This is a genomic window from Marinobacter vinifirmus, from assembly GCF_002258215.1.
Taxonomy (GTDB): domain Bacteria; phylum Pseudomonadota; class Gammaproteobacteria; order Pseudomonadales; family Oleiphilaceae; genus Marinobacter; species Marinobacter vinifirmus.
This window is the reverse complement of the sequence record NZ_NEFY01000003.1, coordinates 1-22,295: the sequence shown is the minus strand read 5'-3', so window position 1 is coordinate 22,295 and position 22,295 is coordinate 1. Positions and strand designations below refer to the sequence as shown.

The following is a 22,295-nucleotide window of genomic DNA, read 5'->3' as shown; positions in this document are numbered from 1 at the left end:
TACTGATAACAAAAACGGTGGCTCCTTGCGGATGCCACCGTTTTTTTTGGCCTGGATAGCGCCCGGGTGTCAGACGTCCAGGTTGGTTACTTCCAGTGCATTGGTCTGGATAAACTCCCGGCGCGGCTCCACATCGTCGCCCATCAGGGTAGTGAAGATCTGATCCGCCGCAAAGGCGTCTTCGATGGTGACCTTCATCATCCGGCGGGTTTCCGGGTCCATGGTGGTTTCCCACAGCTGTTCCGGGTTCATTTCACCCAGACCCTTATAGCGCTGGATGTTCAGGCCGCGCGAGGCTTCCTTCATCAGCCACGCCAGGGCGCCCTCAAACGACAATACAGCCTGCTTGCGCTCACCACGCTGGATGTAGGCACCCTCTTCGATCAGGCCTTCCAGGGTTTCGCCAAGGCGGGCAATGGCCTTGTAGGAGGCAGATTCGAAGAAATCGTGGCTGAACACGTGCTCGTAGGGAATACCGTGCACGTAGATCGTCACCTTCGGCAGGTACAGGCCACGCTCTTCGTCCCGGGTAACGGAGAAGGTGTACTTGGTGCCAGTCTTGGTATCCAGCTCCAGGCCTTCACCCAGGCGTGCCACCCAGCGTGCGACCGGTTCTTCGTCCTTCAGCTGCTCCGGTGTCAGGGTGCTGTTGTAGATCATCTGCTGCAGCACCATGGCCGGGTAGGCACGGGACAGGCGATCAATCATTGCCATAACGGCCTGGTAGTCCTTCACCATGGTCTCCAGGGCGGAATCCTTGATGGCAGGTGCCTCAGGGTTCACGTACAACTGGGCGCCTTCCAGGGCGGTCTGGGTCAGGTAGGCTTCCTTCGCCTTTTCATCCTTCAGGTACTGTTCCTGCTTGCCGCGCTTGACCTTGTACAGGGGCGGCATGGCAATGAACACATGGCCACGCTCGATGATTTCACGCATCTGCCGGAACAGGAAGGTCAGCAGCAGGGTACGAATGTGGGAGCCGTCTACGTCGGCGTCCGTCATGATAATGATGGAGTGGTAACGCAATTTGTCCGGGTTGAATTCTTCCCGCCCGATACCGCAACCGAGGGCGGTAATCAGCGTGCCCACTTCGGCAGACGACAGCATCTTGTCGAAACGGGCTTTCTCTACGTTCAGGATCTTACCCTTCAGGGGCAGGATGGCCTGGGTTTTCCGGTCACGACCCTGCTTGGCACTACCACCCGCAGAATCACCCTCCACTATGAACAGTTCAGACAGAGCGGGGTCTTTTTCCTGGCAGTCAGCCAGCTTGCCGGGCAGGCCGGCGATATCCAGCGCACCCTTGCGACGGGTCATATCCCGGGCTTTACGGGCGGCTTCACGGGCACGGGCCGCTTCGATCATCTTGTTGACGATCACCTTGGCTTCGTTCGGTTTTTCCTGCAGGTAATCGGCAAACTTCTGGTACAGCTCCTGCTCAACCGCGGTTTTCACCTCGGATGAAACCAGCTTGTCCTTGGTCTGGGAGGAAAACTTCGGGTCCGGCACTTTCACGCTGACAATGGCTGTCAGGCCTTCCCGGGCATCATCACCGGAGGTGGCTACCTTGGCTTTCTTGCCCAGGCCTTCGTGCTCGATGTAGTTGTTCAGGGAACGGGTCAGAGCCGCGCGGAAGCCGGCCAGGTGCGTACCACCATCCCGCTGGGGGATGTTGTTGGTAAAACAGTAGATGTTCTCCTGGAAGGCATCGTTCCACTGCATCGCGACTTCCACGGCAATTCCGTCTTCACGTTCGTGGGTGAAGTGGAAAACCTGGTTCAGCGGGGTCTTGTTGGTGTTCAGGTGCTCAACAAAGGCCCGCAAACCGCCTTCATACTCGAAAATCTCTTCCTTGCCGCTGCGCTCGTCTGTCAGGCGGATACGCACACCACTGTTCAGGAACGCCAGTTCCCGCAGGCGCTTGGCCAGGATGTCGTAATGGAATTTGATGTGAGTGAAGGTTTCCGGTGAAGGAATAAAGTGAACCTTGGTACCGGAATCCTGGGTGTCGCCCACTTCGGCCAGCGGTGCGTTGGGAACACCGTGGGTATAGGTCTGCTCGTAGACCTTGGCATCACGACGGATGGTCAGGGTCAGGGTAGAGGACAGGGCGTTAACCACTGACACACCCACACCGTGCAAACCACCGGAAACCTTGTAGGAGTTGTCGTCGAACTTACCGCCGGCGTGCAGTACCGTCATGATAACTTCGGCAGCGGATACACCTTCTTCTTCATGGATATCCACAGGGATACCACGGCCGTTATCCTTGACCGTGATGGACTCATCGGGGTGGATGATCACGCCGATTTCAGAGCAGTAACCCGCCAGAGCCTCGTCGATGGAGTTATCCACCAATTCAAAGACCATGTGGTGCAGGCCGGTGCCATCGTCGGTATCGCCGATGTACATACCCGGGCGCTTGCGCACCGCATCCAGTCCCTTGAGGACTTTGATGCTGGAGGAATTGTAGTTCGATTCACTCATTAACGAGACTCCTGAGGTGATTCCCGGTCTATTCTTCCGTCAATTTTCCATGTTCCACGTGGAACATTCTGTATTCAGGGGCATCGACACCGGCCCATAACACGTCGGGTTCCGGGTGTTCGATGGAGGTAATAAACACCTGACAACGCAATTCCTGGAGCTTGCGGGCCAACATAATCCGGTGGCGCACATCCAGCTCCGCATTGATGTCATCCAGCAGGAAGGTAACCTGTTTACCGAGATCGCTCAGAACCTTGCCCTGGGCAATCTTCATCAGGATCACGAGGGTTTTCTGCTGTCCCCGTGAAAAGGTTTCTGCCACCGGACGCCCGCCTAGCTTCAAGCGAATGTCGGCACGGTTGGGGCCGTACAATGTGTGCCCCATCCGGCGTTCCTGTTCCCGGTGACCGGCCAGTACCTCAACCAGTGACTGGCTGCGATCCCAGCCCGGATAGAACTCCAGCTTGAGGCCTTCTGTCCATCCGGCATCCAGTTCTTTGAGCACTTCATTGAAGGCTGTTTTGAACTTCCTGAAAACCTGTTCCCTGATGTCGCTGAGGGTTTCTGCAAGGGCACCAAACTGATTGTCCCATACCCGCATCAATGATTCGTCCAGTCTACCATTTCTGAGCGTTTGATTCCGCTGTGATGTCACTCTCTGGCATTGTTGCCAGGTTAAAGAAAAGGAAGGTTCCACGTGGAACACTAACCAATCCAGAAACTGGCGACGCTTACCCGGGCCCCCGGCCACAATGTCAAAAACACCGGGATCAATAACCGACACCGGAAGATGCATGGCCAGTGCCGACAAACTACGAACAGCCTCACCGTCCACGCGAAGAGAAGTTTCCTTCGCTGCAACATCCCGGGCAATACCCAGACGATGAACAACAGGTTCCTGGCTGTCATCTGAAGTTCCGGCCATGCCTTTATCCAGGCCACCAAAAACCGTGAGTTTGCTCTGACCATGGGAAACGACCGCCTGGTGCCGGGTAACCCGGAACGAGCGACCGAGCCCCAGATAACCAATGGCTTCCAGTACGCTGGATTTACCACTGCCATTGGCACCGTAGATCAGGTTAAAGGAGGGAGAGAAGCTGATGGGATCCGGCGCCAGGTTACGAAAATTCTGGGTCTGAAGTTTCACTAGCGCCATAGGGAGAAAATCTCGATAAACCTGGGCCCCGTTAATGCAGCATGGTCAGGCGTTCATCCATAAACACATCCATTTCCGGCGCCAGGATATGCACATAACGGTCGAAGTACAGGAACTGTTTCAGTAACAGCGCGAACTCACGCGGGAAGTGCAGCCCGTGGCTTTCGCCAACCTTGACCATATCCATCAGGATGTTGTTCACATCATCCTCGGCCTGGTCCACCTGATAGGGCACATCGTCCGGCACCATGCGATCCATCTGACGGTACAGTTTCTGCAAATCCGCAGACAAATCTTCCACCCGCACAGAGCGACGGGTCACGCCGATACGAATCATGGCATCGGCCATGCCATCGAAGTTGCCCACCATGATGGCGGAAATAAAATCGCTTACCGCCTGCCAGGTGTCCGGCTTGATACGGCCCACAATGCCGAAATCAATAAACCCGACCCGTCCGTCCTTCAACACCATCAGGTTACCGGCGTGCACATCCGCGTGGAAAAATTCGCACTTGGTCAGGCTGGCAAACCAGGTATTCATGGCCGTAATCAGGGTGCGTTCCGGATCGCTGGAAAATCCGCGAATACTTTCCAGGTCGGTCAGCGGTACGCCATGGAAGCGTTCCATGGTGAGGATCCTACGGCTGCTGCAATGCTCGTACACCAGGGGAACCGTGGCGTCTTCGTTGTGGGTATCGTTCAGGAACTGTCGGAAAACCTTGAGGTTATTGGCTTCCTTGATGAAATCACATTCTTCCATCATGGTTTGCTGGATTTCATCGACAATGCCCGACAGGGAAGTCCAGGACAGTTTCGGAGCCAGGGTTTCCAGGATACGGGCAGACAGATACAGAAAATTCAGGTCCGTCAGCAGGATGTTTTCCACACCCGGCTTCTGAACCTTGATCACCACATCTTCACCGGTCACCAGCTTTGCCGCATGTACCTGGGCAATGGATGCGGAGGCGAGGGCCACCGGATCGATCTCGGCAAACACCTGGTCAATCGGCCGGCCCAGTTCATCCCGGATAATCTTGCGGATGACGCTGAAGGGCAGGCTCGGGGTTTTATCCAGGCAATACTGGAACTCCTCCACATACTCCTTCGGGAAAAAGGTAGGCGAGCTGGCGATAAACTGGCCCAGCTTGATGTAGGTAGCACCCAGGTTTTCGAAGGTCTGGCGCAGCAGCTGCGGGGTAGGGGGGCGATCGCCCCGCACCCAGTTCAGCCCGGTACGGCCCAGCACCGACAAGGTCTGGCCAATTCGGAAAGCACCTTTGATTCCATTCGTTACGGCACCCATAAAGTCCTCCAGAAATAATTACAGCCGCATGGGCATGACAACATACAGACAGCTGTTGTCATTCTCGGCTTCAATCAGCGCACTGCTGTTTGGATTAGACAGAGTGATCTTCACCTGGGCATCGTCCAGGACGTTCATCACATCCACCAGGTAGCCTACATTGAAACCGATCTGCAGGGATTCGCCCTGGTAGTCTACCGGCAAGGCATCTTCGGCCTGTTCCTGGTCCGGGTTGTTGGCAAATACCTGCAACTGTCCCGGGGACAGGTTCAGGCGCACGCCGCGAATGTTTTCATGGGACAAGATACCGGCCCGCTGCAGGGTATTTTTCAGTGTGGCGCGATCGGCCAGGACAATCTTGTCGCCGCCACGGGGAATAACCCGGTTGTAGTCCGGAAACTTGCCTTCAATCAGCTTGGAGGTAAAGGTGTACGCACCCACTGTGGCACGGAGATGGTTATCGCCGATCACCAACGTGACGGGGGACTCGTCGTCATCGAGCAGGCGGGCCAGCTCAAGGACCCCTTTTCTCGGCACAATCACCTGGCGCAGGTCCGGACAACCGGTCTGCAGATCGCTGTGAGCCATGGCCAGGCGATGGCCATCGGTAGCCACGGTACGGACATGGCCGCTGTCCACTTCCAGCAACAGCCCGTTCAGGTAGTAACGCACATCCTGCTGGGCCATGGCGAAGGCGGTGGCATCGAACATGCGGCCGAGTTCCTTCTGGGGCAACTCCAGGCGGAAGCTTTCCGGCTCGTCTTCCACGTTCGGGAAATGCTCAGCCGGCAGGGTGGACAGGGTGAAGTGGGAATTACCCGCGCGCACGTGCAAGCGATCGCCTTCCAGTGCCAGGTCAATCGGCGCCTCGTCGCCAAGCGCACGACAGATATCCGACAGCTTGCGGGCCGGAACCGTGATCCTGCCAGGCTGGTCCACGTGTACCGGGGTTACCCGGCCTACCAGCTCCACTTCCATATTGGTACCGGTCAGCGTCAGGGTATTGTCTTCCGCTTCCAACAACACGTTGGACAGCACCGGCATGGTCTGTTTCTTTTCCACAACGCCCGCAATGCTTTGCAGCGGGGTGAGCAGGGATTCACGGCTGATTGTCAGTTTCATGGCACTCGGCTTCAGTTATCGGAAGTGAATGTTATTGGTTTTGCCACCCCGGTCAGGTGGTCAGCAGTCTCATAAAGTTCTGGTAGTCTTCCCGGATGCCCGGATCGGTTTCCTGCAACTCGATTATCTTCTTGCAGGCGTGCAGCACCGTGGTGTGGTCACGGCCGCCAAAGGCATCGCCAATTTCCGGCAAACTGTGGTTGGTCAGTTCCTTGGCCAGGGACATCGCCACCTGGCGGGGCCGGGTGACGGTACGGGTCCGGCGCTTGGACAACAGGTCCGATACCTTGATCTTGTAATACTCCGCCACGGTGCGCTGGATATTATCAATACTGACCTGCTTTTCATGCAGTGCCAGCAGGTCTTTCAGGCTTTCCCGGATAAACGGCGGGGTAATCTCAGAGCCAGTGAAGTGAGCATTCGCTATCACCAAACGCAGCGCGCCTTCAAGCTCCCGGACGTTGGAGCGTATTTTCTGGGCAATGAAAAACGCCGCTTCGCTGCTCAGCTTCACATTGGCCTGCTCGGCCTTCTTCATCAGAATCGCGACCCGGGTTTCCAGCTCCGGCGGCTCGACCATCACCGTCAGGCCCCAGCCGAACCGGGATTTCAGTCGCTCTTCCATATCCACGATTTCTTTCGGGAAACGGTCACAGGTCACAATCACCTGCTGACCACCCTCAAGCAGCGCATTGAAGGTGTGGAAAAACTCTTCCTGGGAGCGCTCCTTGCGGGCGAAGAACTGGATATCGTCAATCAGCAAGGCATCGACCGAGCGGTAGTAGCGTTTGAATTCATTGATGGCGTTCAGCTGCAGCGCCTTGACCATATCGGCCACAAACCGTTCCGAGCGCAGGTACGCCACCTTGGCCTTCGGGTTGCGACGGACAATCTCGTTACCGATGGCGTGCATCAGGTGGGTTTTACCCAAGCCTACGCCACCATAAAGGAATAACGGGTTATAGGCGCCACCGGGGTTCTCTGCCACCTGCATGGAGGCCGCGCGGGCCAGCTGGTTGGATTTACCTTCTACAAAGGTATCGAAGGTAAAGGTTTCGTTCAGGAAACTCTGGTGCTTGATATCACCCTCAACCTGCACCGGGCGCCGTTCGTTACCACCGGTCCTGCCGGCAGACGTGCTGCCTGGCGCCTGGCGCGGACTGGCCACCGTAGCCGCCACGCTTTTCTCTTCTTCAGTAACGGTCTCGCCGGTTTCATCAGACAGGCGTTCCGGAACCGGCTCGGCCACCGAACGCACCACCGGCTCGCTCGCCTTGGGGGCAGACCCCACTTTCATCTGAACCCGGGGGGCCTGACCGCCTCCCAGCTCCTTTAATACTTCTTCTATACGGCGCAGGTATTTTTCATTCACCCAATCCATCACGAAACGGTTGGGAGCGAACAGCATCAACTGCCCTTCGCGCTGATCCGACTGGAGGGGCCTCAACCAAGTATTAAACTGCTGTGCGGGAAATTCATCCCGGAGTACTTCAAGACATTGATGCCACATACTGTTCGGCACGACCGCCTGCTCCCGACTACCTGACTGTTCTTACACCGGAAAGGGCTTTCCCGTTGCTCAAGGTGACCCCGGATTCTACCCCGAGCCGGGGTTCAGTAAAAGGCCGGCTGTGCAGGTCATGAACAGCCTGTGGAAACTTTTTATTTTCAGTTTCAAATTCTTACAAACCTATCTACAGCCTTGTGTACAGAAAACCCCTGAAAAAAAGTTATACACAGGGCTCTGTGTAAACCACCGCTTCAACCCTGTGTGCAACACCTTGACCGAACCATGGATAACTCGCTCCCTGATTCCGAACCGGACTTGTTCACAATTCGACAGGGCGTTCTCCACAGGGCTCAGAGCGACCTGTCACAAGCCTTATTATTATTCTATTTTTTTGTTTCTGTTGAGATTTTTAGGCTTTTCCACAGAAATCATGGTGCGTAATAACAGTAATAAATAATCTTTGAAAGAATTTAAAAAAGACTTATAGATTCTGTTAGTGAGCCTTGCGGGTTTTACCCATACGGAAAACTTGCTTTACCTGTCGCTCAAACATTGAACTTGTCTCAGGATTTGACTAGAATGCCGCTCCTGTTTTGGCTGTCTATTTTCCAGCCAGTTACCAATGTCCATTGACGATTTGTGAGATCATCACCATGAAAAGAACATTCCAGCCAAGCGTCCTGAAGCGCAAGCGTGTTCACGGTTTCCGTGCCCGTATGGCGACTGCGAACGGCCGTAAGGTAATTTCCCGTCGTCGTGCCAAAGGCCGCGCACGTCTGTCTGCGTAACTTTACGCTCGCCTCATGAAGGCTTTGACGTTTCCGAAGTCTCATCGACTGTTGAAACCTTCGGACTACAGCAAGGTCTTCGATGGCGTACAGCTGAAAGTTCCGCACAGGAATTTTCTGATCCTGGCTGCTCCCAATAATCTGGGGCACGCCAGGGTCGGACTGATTTTCTCGAAGAAAAACCTGAAACTGGCGGTCCAGAGAAACCGGATCAAACGCCAGGTACGGGAAACCTTCAGAAATCAGCAGGATTTACCCGCCCTGGACATCATTGTTCTTGGCAGACAAGGCCTTGCCCAGCTGGAAAATCCAGCGGTGCATTCCGCTTTGGACGATATCTGGCGCAGAGTGAAAAAGCAGTTCAACAAGCAACTCGAAAAAACGTACCGAAAATCAACGTCTGAGGGCCCAGACGCGACGTCCCGAGGTACAGATTGATGCGCCAATTACTGCTTTTACCCATCCGGTTCTACCAATATGCCATCTCTCCAATGATGGCAAGCCATTGCCGGCACTACCCTACCTGTTCACAATACGCTGTCGAAGCCATTCAGCATCATGGCGCTCTCAAAGGCAGTTACCTGGCAGGTGCGCGTCTACTCAGATGTCATCCCTGGGCCGAAGGCGGTTATGATCCTGTACCGGGAACCGGGCACGTTGCTCCAGAGCCAACCGGCAACCTGACTGAATCCACTCACACCACTACTCAGACCAGACCCTAAGTTTATGGATATTCAACGCATCGTTTTGTTTGCCGGTCTTGCGATTGTCAGTTACCTGATGGTGCTAGCCTGGAACGAAGATTATAACCAGCCGCAAACTACCCAGGTGGTAGAGGCTGAGTCCTCCGTTAACGGCAACGCAATGGCAGACGATATGGTGTTGCCGGAGTCCGGATCGACAGCATCAGGCAACGATGAATTCGCCACACCGGAAACCGGTAGCCTGTCGTCAACGTCTGCAGCTTCGGAAGGTTCAGTCAGCAACCGCTACATCACCGTAACCACCGACGTTTTCCAGCTGAAGATTGACCGTATTGGCGGCAACGTGGTGGAAAGTTCACTGCTCCAGTACGACGAATCCCTCAACAGCGAACAACCCCTGAAACTGCTGACCAGCACCCAGACCCGTACCTACCTGCTGGAAAGCGGACTGATCGGCCGTGATGGCCCGGATGGCCGTAACGCCTCCCAGGCGCCGGTATTCAACACTGAAAGCAGCGAGTTCGAATTATCTGAAGGCCAGGACGAACTCAACATCGACCTGACCTTCACCACCGATCAGGGCGTGGCTATCACCAAGCGTTACCAACTGGCCCGGGACAGCTACGAAATCGGTGTCCGTTACCTGATCAGCAACAACTCGGAATCCGACTGGCAGGGCAACTTTACCGGCAAAATCGTTCGTGACCAGGCTCCGGACCCCACTTCCCAGGCCAGCATGGGTATCAAGGCCTATCTGGGTATGGTGGTCAGTACGCCGGAAGACCCCTACGAAAAATACGACTTTGATGATCTATCCGAAAACCGCATCAACCAGTCTGTTACCAACGGCTGGCTGGCGTTTCTGCAGCACTACTTCCTGACCGCCTGGGTTCCTGACCGTGATCAGACAGCCCAGTTCCAGAGTACCCGTCGGGATCAGTTGCACGTGATGGGCTTTGTTTACCCCGCCACCACGGTGGCTGCCGGTGATACCGCGGAAATTGGCGCAACCGCCTACGTGGGCCCGAAGATCATTGATCGCCTGGAAGCCCTGGCACCCAACCTGGACCGCACCGTTGATTTCGGCTGGTTGTTCTTCATCTCGCTGCCGCTGTTCATCATCCTGGAATGGTTCTATGGCCTGGTGGGTAACTGGGGTGTGGCCATTATCCTGCTGACGGTTCTGGTAAAGGCGGTGTTCTTCCACCTGTCTGCCACCAGTTACAAGTCCATGGCCAAGATGCGTGCGGTCGCTCCGCAGCTGACCCGCCTGAAGGAACTCTATGGCGACGACCGCCAGCGCATGTCCCAGGAAATGATGGCCCTGTACAAGCGGGAAAAAATCAATCCGCTGGGTGGCTGTCTGCCGATCCTGGTTCAGATGCCGGTGTTCATTTCCCTGTACTGGGTACTGTTTGAAAGTGTGCAGCTGCGCCACGCGCCGTTCATGCTGTGGATCCAGGATCTGTCCCAGATGGACCCGTACTTCATCCTGCCGATCCTGATGGGTGCCAGTATGTTCATTCAGATGAGCCTGAACCCGACACCGCCGGATCCCATGCAGGCCAAGATCATGAAGCTGATGCCGCTGATCTTTACTGTGTTCTTCCTGTGGTTCCCGGCAGGCCTGGTACTGTACTGGCTGGTGAACAACATTCTTTCGATCTCCCAGCAGTGGTACATTACCCGCAAGATCGAAGCGGAAACTGCAGGCAAGAAGTACTGATTTAACAGTCCTTCTGACCTGACAAAGGCTCCCTTGGGGAGCCTTTGTTTTTTCTATCCCGGGAAAATGAAGATGCAGCCAGCTACAGACACCATCGCCGCCATTGCCACTGCTCCGGGCCAGGCCGGTGTAGGTATTGTTCGGGTGTCCGGCCCGAAAGCCATGACTATAGCCCGCGCCATGCTGGGCTTCGAGCCCAGACCCCGATATGCCCATTATGGTCCGTTCCGGGACCAACAGGGTGAACTGATCGATGAAGGCATCGGCCTGTACTTCCCCAATCCGAACTCCTTTACCGGCGAGGATGTATTCGAACTACAGGGCCACGGCGGTACCGTGATCCTGGATATCCTGTTGCGGGAAGTCTGTAGCCTGGGTGCCCGGCTGGCCCGCCCAGGTGAATTCTCCGAAAGAGCCTTCCTGAATGACAAGCTGGACCTGGCCCAGGCCGAAGCTATTGCCGATCTGATCGAAAGCAGCTCGGAACAGGCCGCCCGTTGCGCCGTCCGTTCCATGCAAGGGGTATTCTCCAAGCGTGTGGATAACCTGGTGGAGGCCATCACCCATCTGCGCATTTACGTGGAAGCGGCCATCGATTTTCCGGAAGAGGAGATCGACTTCCTGGCGGATGGCAAGGTGGCAACCGACCTTCAGAACCTGCTGGAACAGGTAGAGCAGATCCTGGGCGAAGCCCAGCAAGGCACTATCTTGCGGGACGGCATGAAAGTGGTGATCGCCGGCCGGCCCAATGCCGGAAAATCCAGCCTGCTCAATGCCCTTGCGGGCAGGGAAGCGGCGATTGTGACCGCTATCGAAGGCACTACCCGGGATGTGTTGCGGGAACATATCCACATTGATGGCATGCCGCTGCATATCATCGACACGGCCGGCCTGCGGGACAGCCCGGATGAAGTGGAACGCATCGGCATTGCCCGGGCCTGGGAGGAAATCCGCCAGGCCGACCGTATTCTGCTGATGGTGGATGCCACCACCACCGACAAAACCGAACCCCATGAAATCTGGCCGGACTTTATCGACCAGCTGCCCGCCAGCGCACCGGTCACCGTTATCCGTAACAAGGTGGATTTGTCCGGTGAAGCGGTAGGTATCACTGCAGAGCCGCATCAAACCGCCCCGGTTATCCGGCTTGCCGCCAAGGTCGCGGAAGGCCTTGAAGTACTTCGGGATCACCTGAAACAGTGCATTGGCTTTGCCAGTACCACCGAAGGCGGCTTTCTAGCCCGGCGCCGGCACCTGGATGCGCTCGAGCGGGCGCGGGATTCCTTGCTCCAGGGCCAGACTCAACTCGAAGGTTACGGCGCCGGTGAATTACTGGCGGAAGACCTGCATGCGGCCCAGGATGCCCTGGGGGAAATCACCGGGCATCTGACGCCGGATGAGCTTTTGGGTAAGATTTTCAGCAGCTTCTGCATCGGGAAATGAAGCGTGTTTTGTGGATAAAAAACCTTCAAAACCTATTGAACCATATAAAACATATCTTGTTGTTTTATATCTTAATTAAGATTCTTTCCACAGATTAATCTTCGAAAAGCTAGGAAGCATTTTTGATCGTTTCAACAGAAATTGTGCCCTATTTGATCCATGGATAAGATAATGGATCAACGGGATCAAAATTCTTGGAGACGGTCGTGAATATCAAGATCAACAAGCGGAGCCCCAACAGTCAGGGGATGCAGCGCCTTCGTTTGGCCTACTACTACGGTTCGGATAAGGGCGAGGATGGAAAAACCCGGATCAAGCGGCATTACGAACCTCTTGATCTGTACGTGTACCACAAGCCCAAAAATCAGGCTGAAAGACAACACAACAAGGAAATGATGCGCCAGGCTGAGGCGGCTCGTGCTGCCCGGCAGGTAGAAGCGCATGGAAACAAGTTTCAGCTGGAGGACAGGATCAAAACAGCTTCCAGCTTTTTTGATTTCTATGATCGGATAACCGAGAAGAAGGAATCTGGTAGCGTGTCGAATCACGCCAACTGGGTGTCAGCAGGCAAGCACCTTCGACGTTATCATGGCAAAGCAGAGCTCACGTTTGATGAAGTTGACGGCGAGTTTCTGGAAGGATTCAAGCAGTATCTCCTGAGCGAGTCCGTCACCAAATCCCAGACCAAGCTCTCCCAGAATTCAGTTGCTGCTTATTTCGGAAAGATTCGCAGTGCGCTCAACGAGGCATATGCCGAGGGAATTATCAGACAGAACCCAGCCCAGAAGGTTGGTAGCGTCAAAGCCGACAATACTAAGCGCGTCTATCTGACCGTTTCTGAGATGAAGCGCATGGCCGACGCGGAATGCCGGTATCCAGTTCTGAAGCGGGCCTTTCTATTCAGTTGCCAGACCGGCCTGCGTTGGAGCGACATCCAGAAGCTGAAATGGAAAGAAATTGAGAAGTTTGGTGAGGATCATTACCGCATAATTTTTGAGCAGCAGAAAATCAAAAACTCTGCCAGCGGCAAATCCCTTCTCTACCTCGATCTGTCTGATGATGCAGTGGAATTGATCGAGCTGGAAAATCGAGGGGATCCGGAGGATCGGGTCTTCAAAGGGTTGAAATACAGCTCGTATACCAACGTGGCCCTGCTCCAGTGGGCACTCCGGGCAGGAGTGGAAAAACACGTCACCTTCCATGCTGGCAGACATAGTTTTGCCGTTGCATTGCTCAGCCGAGGGGTGAGCATTTATCAGGTTTCACGACTGCTTGGCCATTCCGAGCTCAGAACCACGGAGATCTATTCGGATATTCTGGATGAGGATCGCACCAGAACCATGCGTTTTTCAGTGCCAAGGATTCTGTCTGAGGAAGACGAGCCCGAAACCACGAATTCCTGCCCCCACTGCGGTCACCCGTTGGAAGTCGCAGACTAGGACAGTCTGCGACGACCACGCCCGGCGCGGCGGCGAGATCCGGCTACCAGTTCGGCTACCTCTTTCTGGATCTCGCCCTGGGACTTGATGCGGTTGGCCTCAACCCAGTCCAGCAAATCTGACTTTTTGATCAGAACACGATTGCCACCTGGCTTGGAAAACGGGATCAGCTTCTGGTGGGTCAGGTGGTAAATGTATGATTTCTTAGCGCCGATGAACGCCGCTGCCTCATCCACTGTGAGAAACTCTTTGTCAGCCGGAGGTAACGGCGCTTTCTCCCCAGTCTTTTGTTCGATGACAACTGACAGCAACGTTTTGATCTCTGCGAGTTCTTTGAGCACGTGAGATAGTTCCTGAACTTCTGATGCCATGTTTTACACCCATGTTTCTGTCTGCTTTGATGGGTTTATTGTTTCAGAAGTTCGGGAAAGCGCTGGCCTCTGGAATTGTCCAATTTGGGCGGAAAGAGCAGGTTGGGGCGGGAAATTTCTTTCACATGTGAAAGTTTTCTGCTCATTTTCTCATGGAGCGTTCAATGGCTTGCCATAGCAGTTTTTCCTCGTAAGCCGCTTTGGCCCTGGCTAGTTCCGATGTGTCGAGAAAAACCACGTTGCCACATGGGCAGTGCCATCCCCGGATGTCGTTGATGGTTATCCCCTCGTAGGTCACATCCTGTGAGCCCAAATGCAGATCGGAACAGCCGCAGTGTGAGCAGGTGGGTGAGCGTTCAGATTTATCCATGGGACTTTCACATGTGAAACTTTTTGCGGATCCACCGCTCCAGCGGATCCGCCCAGACATACATGCCAGCACAGACAAGCAAAACGCCGGTCGTGAATGCCAGATAACCGATCAGTGCGCTTTCCATCAGGAGGCTTCCTCTCCAGAATTTTCTTTCACATGTGAAAGTTTTTCTAATCATTTCCTCATGGCACGTTTAATGGCTTGCCATAGCAGTTCTTAAACTGATCTCGAATTGCCGGAGCGAGCTTCTTCCATTCCTTGAGAGCTGATGGTTTGAATGCAAGCGAATACTTAAAGCTCATTCAGATCGACTCGAATATTTGGTTCTGCGCTTCGATCTTTCACAATGGCCACCAGCTCCTGGTCGTCCAGCCTGTCGAGCATGGCTTCGTAGATTTCGGCGGGAACGCAGTAAAAAGCGGGTTTATTCCTGTTCAAAACCGCGATCGGAAACCCCTCTCCTGAATCCACGGCCGCCATCGGATTTTTTTTGAGCTCTGAAATGCTCGCGGTCACTTCAGAATAAATTTGATTGGTCACAGCGCCCTCCAAAGACCTGTTAACAGGTCATACGTTAAGGACGATCGTGCTCATGCGCAAGACAATGACCTTTTAATAGATCGTATAAAGCAATTTTTTCGGTTACCGACTCTATTATCTTGTTAGCCGATTAGTGCGCTTTCCATCAGGAGGCTTCCTCACCAGAATTTTCTTTCACATGTGAAAGTTTTAGCTCAGAGACCGGCACGACCTCAACCTCTTTGTGCGCAGGCGCATAGAACAGATACCAACCACCAAACTCGGTAGTTTGTTCGCTCAGAACATTGCCAGTGGACTTATCCACAAGCGCAACTCGAATACCGTCTGCGTCTAGCTGCCCCTCCACTTCGCGGATCTCGGAGAGCGGTAGTCGCAATTGGTTTACACCACCACGAACCAACCGGCTTGTTTCAACAGCGCTGTACCGAGGAGACAAACCGAAATCACCGCCCACTTGAACGTTGTACCGTCGATACGGAGTAAGCGAGTCCACCACAGCAGGCGTAATAACCTCATGATCACCAATCTTCGCGCTTATACCGGTAACATCTGGCTCATCGTCCTGACACATTCCATCGGCATTGGTATCACGGCATGTGGATAACTCCATCATGGCCTGGTTTCGTTGGGGGATTCTGGTTAGACCGTTCCGACCAAACGATCCGGAAATGGTGAGGCTGACGCTCTTATCCCCATTGGCTGAGCGAGAGACGCCCGCTGATAACGTTGCAGCATCCCAGTTCCAGACGTTCACCCTGAAACTCTGCTGCTGAGTGGCCCAACCCTGGCCAAAATTGTTTGCTGTATGGCGATAGGTCAGGCGGCCCAAACCAAACCTTTTGGATAACTCGCCTTGGAAACGCTGGATATTCTGAAAATCGCTGCGGCTTTCGTACTCATAATTTGCGGTGGCCTGCCAGCCATCAGGCATATTCACCAGAGTTCGGATCCCGTAGACATTGTAATCCTGGCTATTCCGCTCCCTGACTGAAAAATAGGGGGACAGCGATGCTGAGCTCCGGAGTGGCCTCATATAGAGATTGTGATACGTGCGGAGTGTGGCTTCCTCCGACTCGTACCCAGTGGCGCTTGACCGACTGGTGTACTGAATCGAGGGCCGAAATGCCCCGCGAAAATTGAGGTTGACCGACTGCTGTTCATAGTCGTCGAGATCGCTGATTCGACCAAACAGAGAGAAATGGTCGTTCTGCCAGTTTCCGTTGAGGCCCCAGCCGGAGCTGCCATACCATGAGGCCTCCAATGATGAATTGTCACGGGCGTACAGAGTCGATAAGTAGGTTCGCTCCTGATAATCGCGGCCACCAAAAATGGAAACCTCATTGGACAGGCCATAGGAGACGTAGCCCGTGGCTAGGGATTCTCCGTCCGGGATCTGTCCAGCTGCCAGCCGATAGTTGAGCCTTCCCACTGGCGCGAGCCTGCCAGAAACCGATCTTTCCACAATGCGTTCATCTGTCCGACCATCAGGCAAAACAGCCCGGAATTGATAGCGATTTTGTGCGTAGTCCAGTTCGATTTCGTATTGATAGGGATCACTATCCAGCACCACCGATTCGATATACGCGCCGCCTCGATACACATCGACGCGAGTTCCCGCAGGCCAGTACAGCTCAATCTGGTCAGTGGCAAACCGCCCAGTGGATAGGTGGCTCTCATTGGTGAGACTGAGCCCATCGAGTCCGTACCGCTGAACGCGACCCAGTTCCAGATTTTTCACATATCGGTTGTCTTCATCGTGCCATTGGCTGGAAAAATAGTTTTCGTGGTTGCCAATCCCAGCTCGCACATCGAGATCGAACGACGCCATGCGCCCCGTAGCAGTGATGCTGCCCACGAGCGATTCATCGGACTCGCTATGGTGAGTTAGATAGTAGTCAGCCGATTTGATGTCGTACTCAGCAACGGTAGGCTCAATGCGGGCTTCAGGCTCAATCAGTTCCCGGCCAGTTTCTGTCTGGCGTGGATAGAAATAGATGGTTTGTTCCGACCAGACAATTTTCGATGTGCCTATTCCGTTCAGCCGCTCCAGCGGTAGCGGCTCGGTGGCATTCACTCCGGCTGCTCTCCAGAGAGCCGCTTCAACCGTAGCTTCCGACTTATCGCGTGAAACCAGATACTCTCCCTTACTTTGTCCGTTCACGACAAAGGTCATCAGGTAGTCCTCAGCCTTGGCCGGAGCTGCGGTTAGGGCGAGCGCGCCAGCGACGGCAAAAACTTTCACATGTGAAAGTCGGGAGCGAAACTTCATTTTTCTACCTCCCGCACCGGGATTCGCAGTGTTAGCCGGGCGTGGCTACCGGTTTTCTCTGGCCGATCCACGGCATAGCTGAACGCGAGCCTGGCTCCGGGCTCAATATGACCCGAAATCATCCGCACCTTGATCACCTGCCGGTCACCGGGTAGCAGGCGAGCACGGCGTGGAAATACCTGCACTCCTTCTGGTGGCGTGATGCGGAGAACAATTGGATGATCCTGAGTGTTTTTCACCGGGATCGAGAGCGTTTCGCTCTCGGTCAGCGTGACCTCGTGATGACGGAGCTGGAAAGCGTTTGCCTGAGCCGAAACGGACAGGGTGACGATGAGCACCAATGCGGAAACGATATATTTCATGGAGAACCTCCGGAAAGCTTAGGGCTGGTCTGGCCAGCCCTGCGCTGCGATGTCCTGTCGTTACATTTCGTAATCGACCTGAACATCAACCGTTCCGGTGAACGTTCCTTCTTCCCACTGACTCATCTGCATGAAACCGGAACTGGCGCTTGTGGGTCGGTAGTAGCGCCATGCCACGTACAGCTCACCAGTCTCACCAGTAGTTGCGGCTGTGTTTACATATCCGATCCCCGCCTGCTGAAAACTCCCGGCTATCGCCGAGGCGCAGTCTGTAGTTGACGTGGCCAGTTCAAATTTTGGTTCGCCATAAAATGAGATCTCTGCCCCCTGTGGAGCTGTGAGGCTAGAGTAAGCGGTGACGCCTAGCAGAACCGGTTTAGAGGTGTCGCCAGTGATTTTCAGACACCCTGGCTGAACAGTCTCCGCAGGGTCTACAGCGATCCCGTTGGTAGACCACATTTTCAGCGAAAACTCGCCAGTGGGCATCGTTGCTCCGGGAGCCCGCTCAATCTGCATCTGGTACGGTTGAATCTCTTCAATAGCGAGCGCGGGCGGCATGGCGGTGACCTCAGCAGTGGCGGTTCCGGTGGTGGCAAGTGCGGATCCGGTAGTGGCCAGAGCAGCGGCAGAGGTAATGGCGAGAGCGATATGTTTGATTTTCATGGCTTTCTCCTGTGTGAGTTTCGCTAAACGCAGGAGAAATTTTTCCACAGGTCGGCAAAATCGCAGGTGCGTGGAATTGCCCGTTTTGGGTGCATAGCCAAAATTCTGGTTAAAAGATTTTAATCTTGTAAGCGGAGGGGAGTTTCACATGTGAAACAAAAAGGGGCCGTGTGGCCCCTGATTTCACTTAATGCTTGATTCGAGGTATTCGAGGGTTTTCAGATGCTCTGTGAGCCCTGAATCTGCCGTCTGGCCAGTCAGCGCACCGGCTGCTGCTGCGATAGCCAGAAATAGGCTGAAAGCTGCAATTTTGATAGTTTTCATCGTTTTCTCCTTCTTTCACATGTGAAAGTTCGTGGTTGGTGGGTGGTTGGTGGTTAGTCAGTTTCCGGGAGCGGTGGAGTTTCACGTTCCCAGAAATCCTGGAAAATTTCGTCACCGCCGTGGAGGTGGGTGTGGATCTCATGACCGGCCCAGTCCAGCTCGATAACCGCGAGTGCGGCCTGCTGCAAATCCGGGTCGAGCGCGCGGAGACGGCGCATATCAAATGGCCACTCGAAACTGTTATAGAGTGAGAGCAAAAATCGCCTGCAATGGGCGGCCTGGTGAGTTTCGCCCTGAGCGACTGCGATCAGGCGCTGTAGCGCAGGCACTCCCTGTTGGATACGCCGAACTCGTAGCGACTCGTGGTGGGTCAGTTGGTGGATGAAATCGTTGATCGGGGTTTGTGTGGTCATAGCATTTCTCCTCGTTGCTGGAGAAATTTTTCCACAGGTCGGTAAAATCGCTGGTCTCTGGAATTGCCCGTTTTGGGCGCGTAGCAGGGAAGTAAACTTTTAGATGCGGAAGAAGCCAAATATAGACGGCAGCCTGAAGGGAATAAGAAAGCTCAGAGCTGGCTGGCGCAGACCTCTCTGCATAAGGATTAATTTGTTCTGGGGTGGTTCAGTCTTTTGCGAAGTTTGGCTTTGCTTCTGCGAGCAGCGTTCCTATCTTTGAGCATGGCTAAGAATTTAGAGACCTCGCGCAACTGGGCGAGTAGAAATCCTATACTAGACAACGAAATCGCGAGCAAACCACCGAGTACCGGAACCGCCCACGACAAAATTGATTGAGAATCCCCCCCTACCATCATCAGAAAGAGGGAGAACAATGCCGAAACAACGTAGAAGGCAATGCCTATGTGAACTTGTCGTAATTTTTCTTCGACGATATGGCTCAAACGACGCTTTTCGTCGCGGTTTAACCCCTCAGAATCGGAGTGGAGATCGTTTAGTTTCATCCATGCGGTAATGGCAAATGCCATTGGAATTAGCATGGCACTGAGGATAAACCATGGCACTGAAAAATCATTTGGGGAGATTCTCAGCGCAAAAGAAGCGAGCAGAGCACCGCCAGTTGCAGCACCAAGAACCACAAAAATTCCGATAGTAGTCCATCCCCCGCTTGTGCGGAGGGCATACGAATCAGTCATCTGGTTCAATGTGCTCAACTTCATCGGACTCAATTTTCGAAATTAGCCAGTTGTGCATATCATGGTATAGAGCAGTCTCGTCTACAATTCCATTCGTTGTTTGTACCGACAATTTACCATTCAGTCTGACATCCTTACCTTGAAGACGTCCGCCATCTTTGAGCTCAACTACCACATCGTCATCATGAATATGTCTCATGGATGAGGCGATGTTATCCAGCATTTGCTGGCCTGCCTTCGATGTCTTTCGGAGATAAGTAACCTTGAGCTGAACCTGAAGATTTGCCTCATCCAAGGAATCTTCAAGTTTTAGCTTGTTGCACCAGTCAGTACCAAGCGCAGCGCTTAAAATATCGGCTGCTGTGCCTCCAGGGATCCATTTAACACCTTTCGAATCGTTTTGAGCTTGCTCGGAATCACCATCATGCTTCTCACGCGCTTCGACTGGAGTACCGATACTCACCGTTTTTACAGGGGATTTTTCTACTTTTGCCCGGACTGATTCCGTAATCTTATCTTGTAATACAAGAGTAGAATTTCGAGCTATGAGATTCAGGCAGGTGCCGAGTAACCATCCCAAATGAGCCTCCAGCTCTCTGGTGGTGAGGGCTTGAGACTGCATAACAACCAAGTGATTATCAAGCACCCCAAAGTAGAGGATTGAGTCAATGAATTCTCTACGACGTCTAACCTTCTCAGCGTTTGTTTCTTCATCCACTTCTTCGTGACTGGCGACTGATTCACTTGTGATGGTGTCAATTGAGTATTCAGGAGCCTGGTCATCAAAGGTCATTAGAGCTTGGCCGCGACCTTTTTCGAATCTTACTAATTGGCCAAAAAACATCCCTTGGTGAGCGGTATGGTGATTGATCAACCGGCAGACTGAATCATCATCGGGGTTAGTGGCCTCCATGCGGCGTATAGCAATGTAGGCTTCGCTATCCTCTGCTAAGGCTTGTTCGAGAAGAGTTTGAAGAGACTCAGTCTGATTGGAAATAGTCGCTAGCTTGTAGTGTACAGATTTTTGCTTTTTCTCCCTTGCCACCCATTATCTCCTTGTTGTCTCTGGGTTATTAAGTTTCAGTAGCTAACGACAGGCTATCGCATAAACGCGAGCATAGGAATGAGAGGCTGTAATTACCGTAATTACCGTAATTACGGTAAACAGCTCCGGTTCATGCCCGGAGTTATTGTCAAATCTGGTGTATGAGCATCAGGCGGCGTCTCTGCCGGATTGATCATCCACCCGTTCTCCATCCCGAAACTGAACGTTATTCACGACCAGCTTCAGTTGGTTAAACCCCTTGATCCGCTTCCAGCGTTTCTGGGCGGATTGGAGCAATTTAAATACCATCGATAACGTAGTGTCGCGGTTGCCACAGGACCGGCTTCGCTTGGTCCTCAGCCTGACTGTGGCGAAGGTGGACTCAATGGGATTCGTGGTCCTCAAGTGAATCCAGTGCGCTGCCGGGAAATCGTAAAAGGCCAGCAGTTCATCCCGGTCTTTTTCGAGGTTTTCCATGGCCTTCGGGTACTTGTCCCGGAATCGCCTTAACGTGCTGTCAAAGGCTTTGTGAGCGCCATCACGGGTCTCCGCCAGATAGATCTCATGCAGGTCTGACTTCACCTTCGGCTGTACGGACTTGGGCAGCTTGTCCAGCACGTTGGCAGTCTTGTGAACCCAGCACCTCTGGTGCCGGGTATCCGGAAACACCTTGCTCAGCGCTTTCCAGAAGCCCAAAGCCCCGTCGCCTACGGCCAGCTTGGGCGCATTGTCCAGGCCACGTTCACGCAAGCCGGTGAGCAGCTCTCGCCAGCTGGCTTCGGACTCGCGGTGGCCATCTTCCACCGCGACCAGCTCCTTGTGGCCATGCTCTGTGACCCCGATAATCACCAGCAGGCAAAGTCGATCATCCAGACGAACATTGCTGTAGACACCGTCTGCCCACCAGTAGACGTAGCGCTTCTGGCCCAGGTCACGGCGACGCCAATCCTCGTGCTCCTTCAGCCACCGTGCCTTGAGCCGTGACACCGTGTTGGCGGACAGGCCCTTGGCCTGCTCGCCGACCAAGGCACTCAGGGCCTCCTGAAAATTGCCAGAGGAGACACCGCGCAGGTAGAGCCAGGGGATGAGTTCATCCAGACTCTGGGCCCGCTTCAAATACGGTGGCAGGAGCTGACTGTTGAAGCGAATGCCGGAGCCGCTGCGGTCCCGGACCTTGGGCACCTGAACGTCAACATCTCCAACGCCTGTCTGAATGGTTCGCTTTGGTAAATGACCGTTTCGGACTACCGCCTTGCGACCATCGGGTGTCAATACATCGGCATACTGATCCAGTAGCCCCTGAAGCTCAGACTCGACAGCCCGCGCAATCAGGTCACGGGCACCCTGTCGGATCAGATCGTGCAAGGGATCGTTCGTGGTCGCCTCTGGTTGTGAAAGAGCATGCAGGTTAGACTTGGACATGGCGTATCCATCCTCTGTTGGTTGTGATCTTGGTGGTGATCAACCAACAGGATACGCCATCCTTTCAGCCTGCTTCCATACACCAGAAATCACCATAACTC

At 54.0% G+C, this 22,295-nt stretch carries 21 protein-coding genes; 6 read left to right on the top strand and 15 right to left on the bottom strand.

From position 1 onward, the window contains the following. Positions 1-69: 69 nt before the first annotated feature. The 5 genes from gyrB to dnaA are packed head-to-tail and all read right to left on the bottom strand — an operon-like array spanning position 70 to position 7,587. Positions 70-2,484: a DNA topoisomerase (ATP-hydrolyzing) subunit B gene (gyrB, locus tag B9Q17_RS04645; protein ID WP_094624305.1), complete on the bottom strand. Its 2,415-nt coding sequence runs from the start codon at positions 2,482-2,484 to the stop codon at positions 70-72. Between the two features lie 28 nt (positions 2,485-2,512). After that, positions 2,513-3,640 carry a DNA replication/repair protein RecF gene (recF, locus tag B9Q17_RS04640; RefSeq protein ID WP_094624303.1) on the bottom strand — a complete coding sequence of 376 codons (1,128 nt, stop codon included), beginning with the start codon at positions 3,638-3,640 and terminating at the stop codon, positions 2,513-2,515. Between the two features lie 31 nt (positions 3,641-3,671). Next, a complete protein-coding gene (locus B9Q17_RS04635) occupies positions 3,672-4,943 on the bottom strand; it encodes an ABC1 kinase family protein (RefSeq protein WP_058342179.1) in 1,272 nt (423 codons plus the stop codon). A gap of 18 nt (positions 4,944-4,961) precedes the next feature. Next, on the bottom strand, positions 4,962-6,065 hold the full coding sequence (gene dnaN, locus B9Q17_RS04630) for a DNA polymerase III subunit beta (protein ID WP_094624302.1): 1,104 nt from the start codon (positions 6,063-6,065) through the stop codon (positions 4,962-4,964). Positions 6,066-6,117: 52 nt separating this feature from the next. Further along, a complete protein-coding gene (dnaA, locus tag B9Q17_RS04625; RefSeq protein ID WP_094624301.1) occupies positions 6,118-7,587 on the bottom strand; it encodes a chromosomal replication initiator protein DnaA in 1,470 nt (489 codons plus the stop codon). A 641-nt stretch (positions 7,588-8,228) separates the two neighbouring features. Between dnaA and rpmH the strand changes: the two genes are divergently transcribed. The 6 genes from rpmH to B9Q17_RS04595 all read left to right on the top strand — a co-directional run bounded on the left by rpmH (position 8,229) and on the right by B9Q17_RS04595 (position 13,675). Then, complete coding sequence (gene rpmH, locus B9Q17_RS04620) at positions 8,229-8,363, top strand: 50S ribosomal protein L34 (protein ID WP_008172542.1); 135 nt, start codon at positions 8,229-8,231, stop codon at positions 8,361-8,363. Positions 8,364-8,378: 15 nt separating this feature from the next. Then, on the top strand, positions 8,379-8,801 hold the full coding sequence (rnpA, locus tag B9Q17_RS04615) for a ribonuclease P protein component (RefSeq protein ID WP_094624300.1): 423 nt from the start codon (positions 8,379-8,381) through the stop codon (positions 8,799-8,801). Then, the gene (gene yidD, locus B9Q17_RS04610; RefSeq protein WP_082641126.1) at positions 8,801-9,085 is read left to right on the top strand and encodes a membrane protein insertion efficiency factor YidD; all 285 of its coding nucleotides are present in this window, start codon (positions 8,801-8,803) and stop codon (positions 9,083-9,085) included. The genes rnpA and yidD overlap by 1 nt, the downstream gene beginning before the upstream one ends. A gap of 4 nt (positions 9,086-9,089) precedes the next feature. Further along, positions 9,090-10,793 carry a membrane protein insertase YidC gene (gene yidC / locus B9Q17_RS04605; RefSeq protein ID WP_094624299.1) on the top strand — a complete coding sequence of 568 codons (1,704 nt, stop codon included), beginning with the start codon at positions 9,090-9,092 and terminating at the stop codon, positions 10,791-10,793. Between the two features lie 72 nt (positions 10,794-10,865). Next, positions 10,866-12,236: a tRNA uridine-5-carboxymethylaminomethyl(34) synthesis GTPase MnmE gene (mnmE, locus tag B9Q17_RS04600; RefSeq protein ID WP_094624297.1), complete on the top strand. Its 1,371-nt coding sequence runs from the start codon at positions 10,866-10,868 to the stop codon at positions 12,234-12,236. A 206-nt stretch (positions 12,237-12,442) separates the two neighbouring features. Further along, positions 12,443-13,675, top strand: coding sequence for a site-specific integrase (locus tag B9Q17_RS04595; protein WP_094624540.1), 1,233 nt, complete (start codon positions 12,443-12,445; stop codon positions 13,673-13,675). Here B9Q17_RS04595 and B9Q17_RS04590 read toward each other — a convergent pair. The 10 genes from B9Q17_RS04590 to B9Q17_RS04550 form a co-directional block, all read right to left on the bottom strand. Beyond that, the gene (locus tag B9Q17_RS04590) at positions 13,672-14,046 is read right to left on the bottom strand and encodes a helix-turn-helix domain-containing protein (protein ID WP_094624295.1); all 375 of its coding nucleotides are present in this window, start codon (positions 14,044-14,046) and stop codon (positions 13,672-13,674) included. The two genes, B9Q17_RS04595 and B9Q17_RS04590, sit on opposite strands and share 4 nt — an antisense overlap. A 664-nt stretch (positions 14,047-14,710) precedes the next feature. Further along, a complete protein-coding gene (locus tag B9Q17_RS04585) occupies positions 14,711-14,959 on the bottom strand; it encodes a type II toxin-antitoxin system Phd/YefM family antitoxin (RefSeq protein ID WP_094624539.1) in 249 nt (82 codons plus the stop codon). A gap of 145 nt (positions 14,960-15,104) precedes the next feature. After that, on the bottom strand, positions 15,105-17,228 hold the full coding sequence (locus B9Q17_RS04580; protein ID WP_094624294.1) for a fimbria/pilus outer membrane usher protein: 2,124 nt from the start codon (positions 17,226-17,228) through the stop codon (positions 15,105-15,107). Further along, positions 17,225-17,590 carry a hypothetical protein gene (locus B9Q17_RS04575; RefSeq protein WP_094624292.1) on the bottom strand — a complete coding sequence of 122 codons (366 nt, stop codon included), beginning with the start codon at positions 17,588-17,590 and terminating at the stop codon, positions 17,225-17,227. Before B9Q17_RS04575 ends, B9Q17_RS04580 begins: the two co-directional genes overlap by 4 nt. Positions 17,591-17,650: 60 nt before the next feature. Further along, positions 17,651-18,253, bottom strand: a complete 603-nt coding sequence (locus B9Q17_RS04570; RefSeq protein WP_094624291.1) for a hypothetical protein — start codon at positions 18,251-18,253, stop codon at positions 17,651-17,653. Positions 18,254-18,436: 183 nt separating this feature from the next. After that, positions 18,437-18,577 carry a hypothetical protein gene (locus tag B9Q17_RS18000; RefSeq protein ID WP_154707612.1) on the bottom strand — a complete coding sequence of 47 codons (141 nt, stop codon included), beginning with the start codon at positions 18,575-18,577 and terminating at the stop codon, positions 18,437-18,439. A gap of 53 nt (positions 18,578-18,630) precedes the next feature. Continuing rightward, positions 18,631-18,990 carry a DUF7673 family protein gene (locus tag B9Q17_RS04565; RefSeq protein ID WP_094624290.1) on the bottom strand — a complete coding sequence of 120 codons (360 nt, stop codon included), beginning with the start codon at positions 18,988-18,990 and terminating at the stop codon, positions 18,631-18,633. Positions 18,991-19,178: 188 nt separating this feature from the next. Next, positions 19,179-19,727, bottom strand: coding sequence for a hypothetical protein (locus B9Q17_RS04560; protein ID WP_094624289.1), 549 nt, complete (start codon positions 19,725-19,727; stop codon positions 19,179-19,181). Further along, entirely contained in the window at positions 19,720-20,772 is a 1,053-nt protein-coding gene (locus B9Q17_RS04555; RefSeq protein ID WP_094624288.1) for a hypothetical protein, read from the bottom strand. The genes B9Q17_RS04560 and B9Q17_RS04555 overlap by 8 nt, the downstream gene beginning before the upstream one ends. A 168-nt stretch (positions 20,773-20,940) precedes the next feature. Further along, a complete protein-coding gene (locus B9Q17_RS04550; RefSeq protein ID WP_011783528.1) occupies positions 20,941-22,194 on the bottom strand; it encodes an IS256 family transposase in 1,254 nt (417 codons plus the stop codon). Positions 22,195-22,295 lie beyond the last annotated feature (101 nt).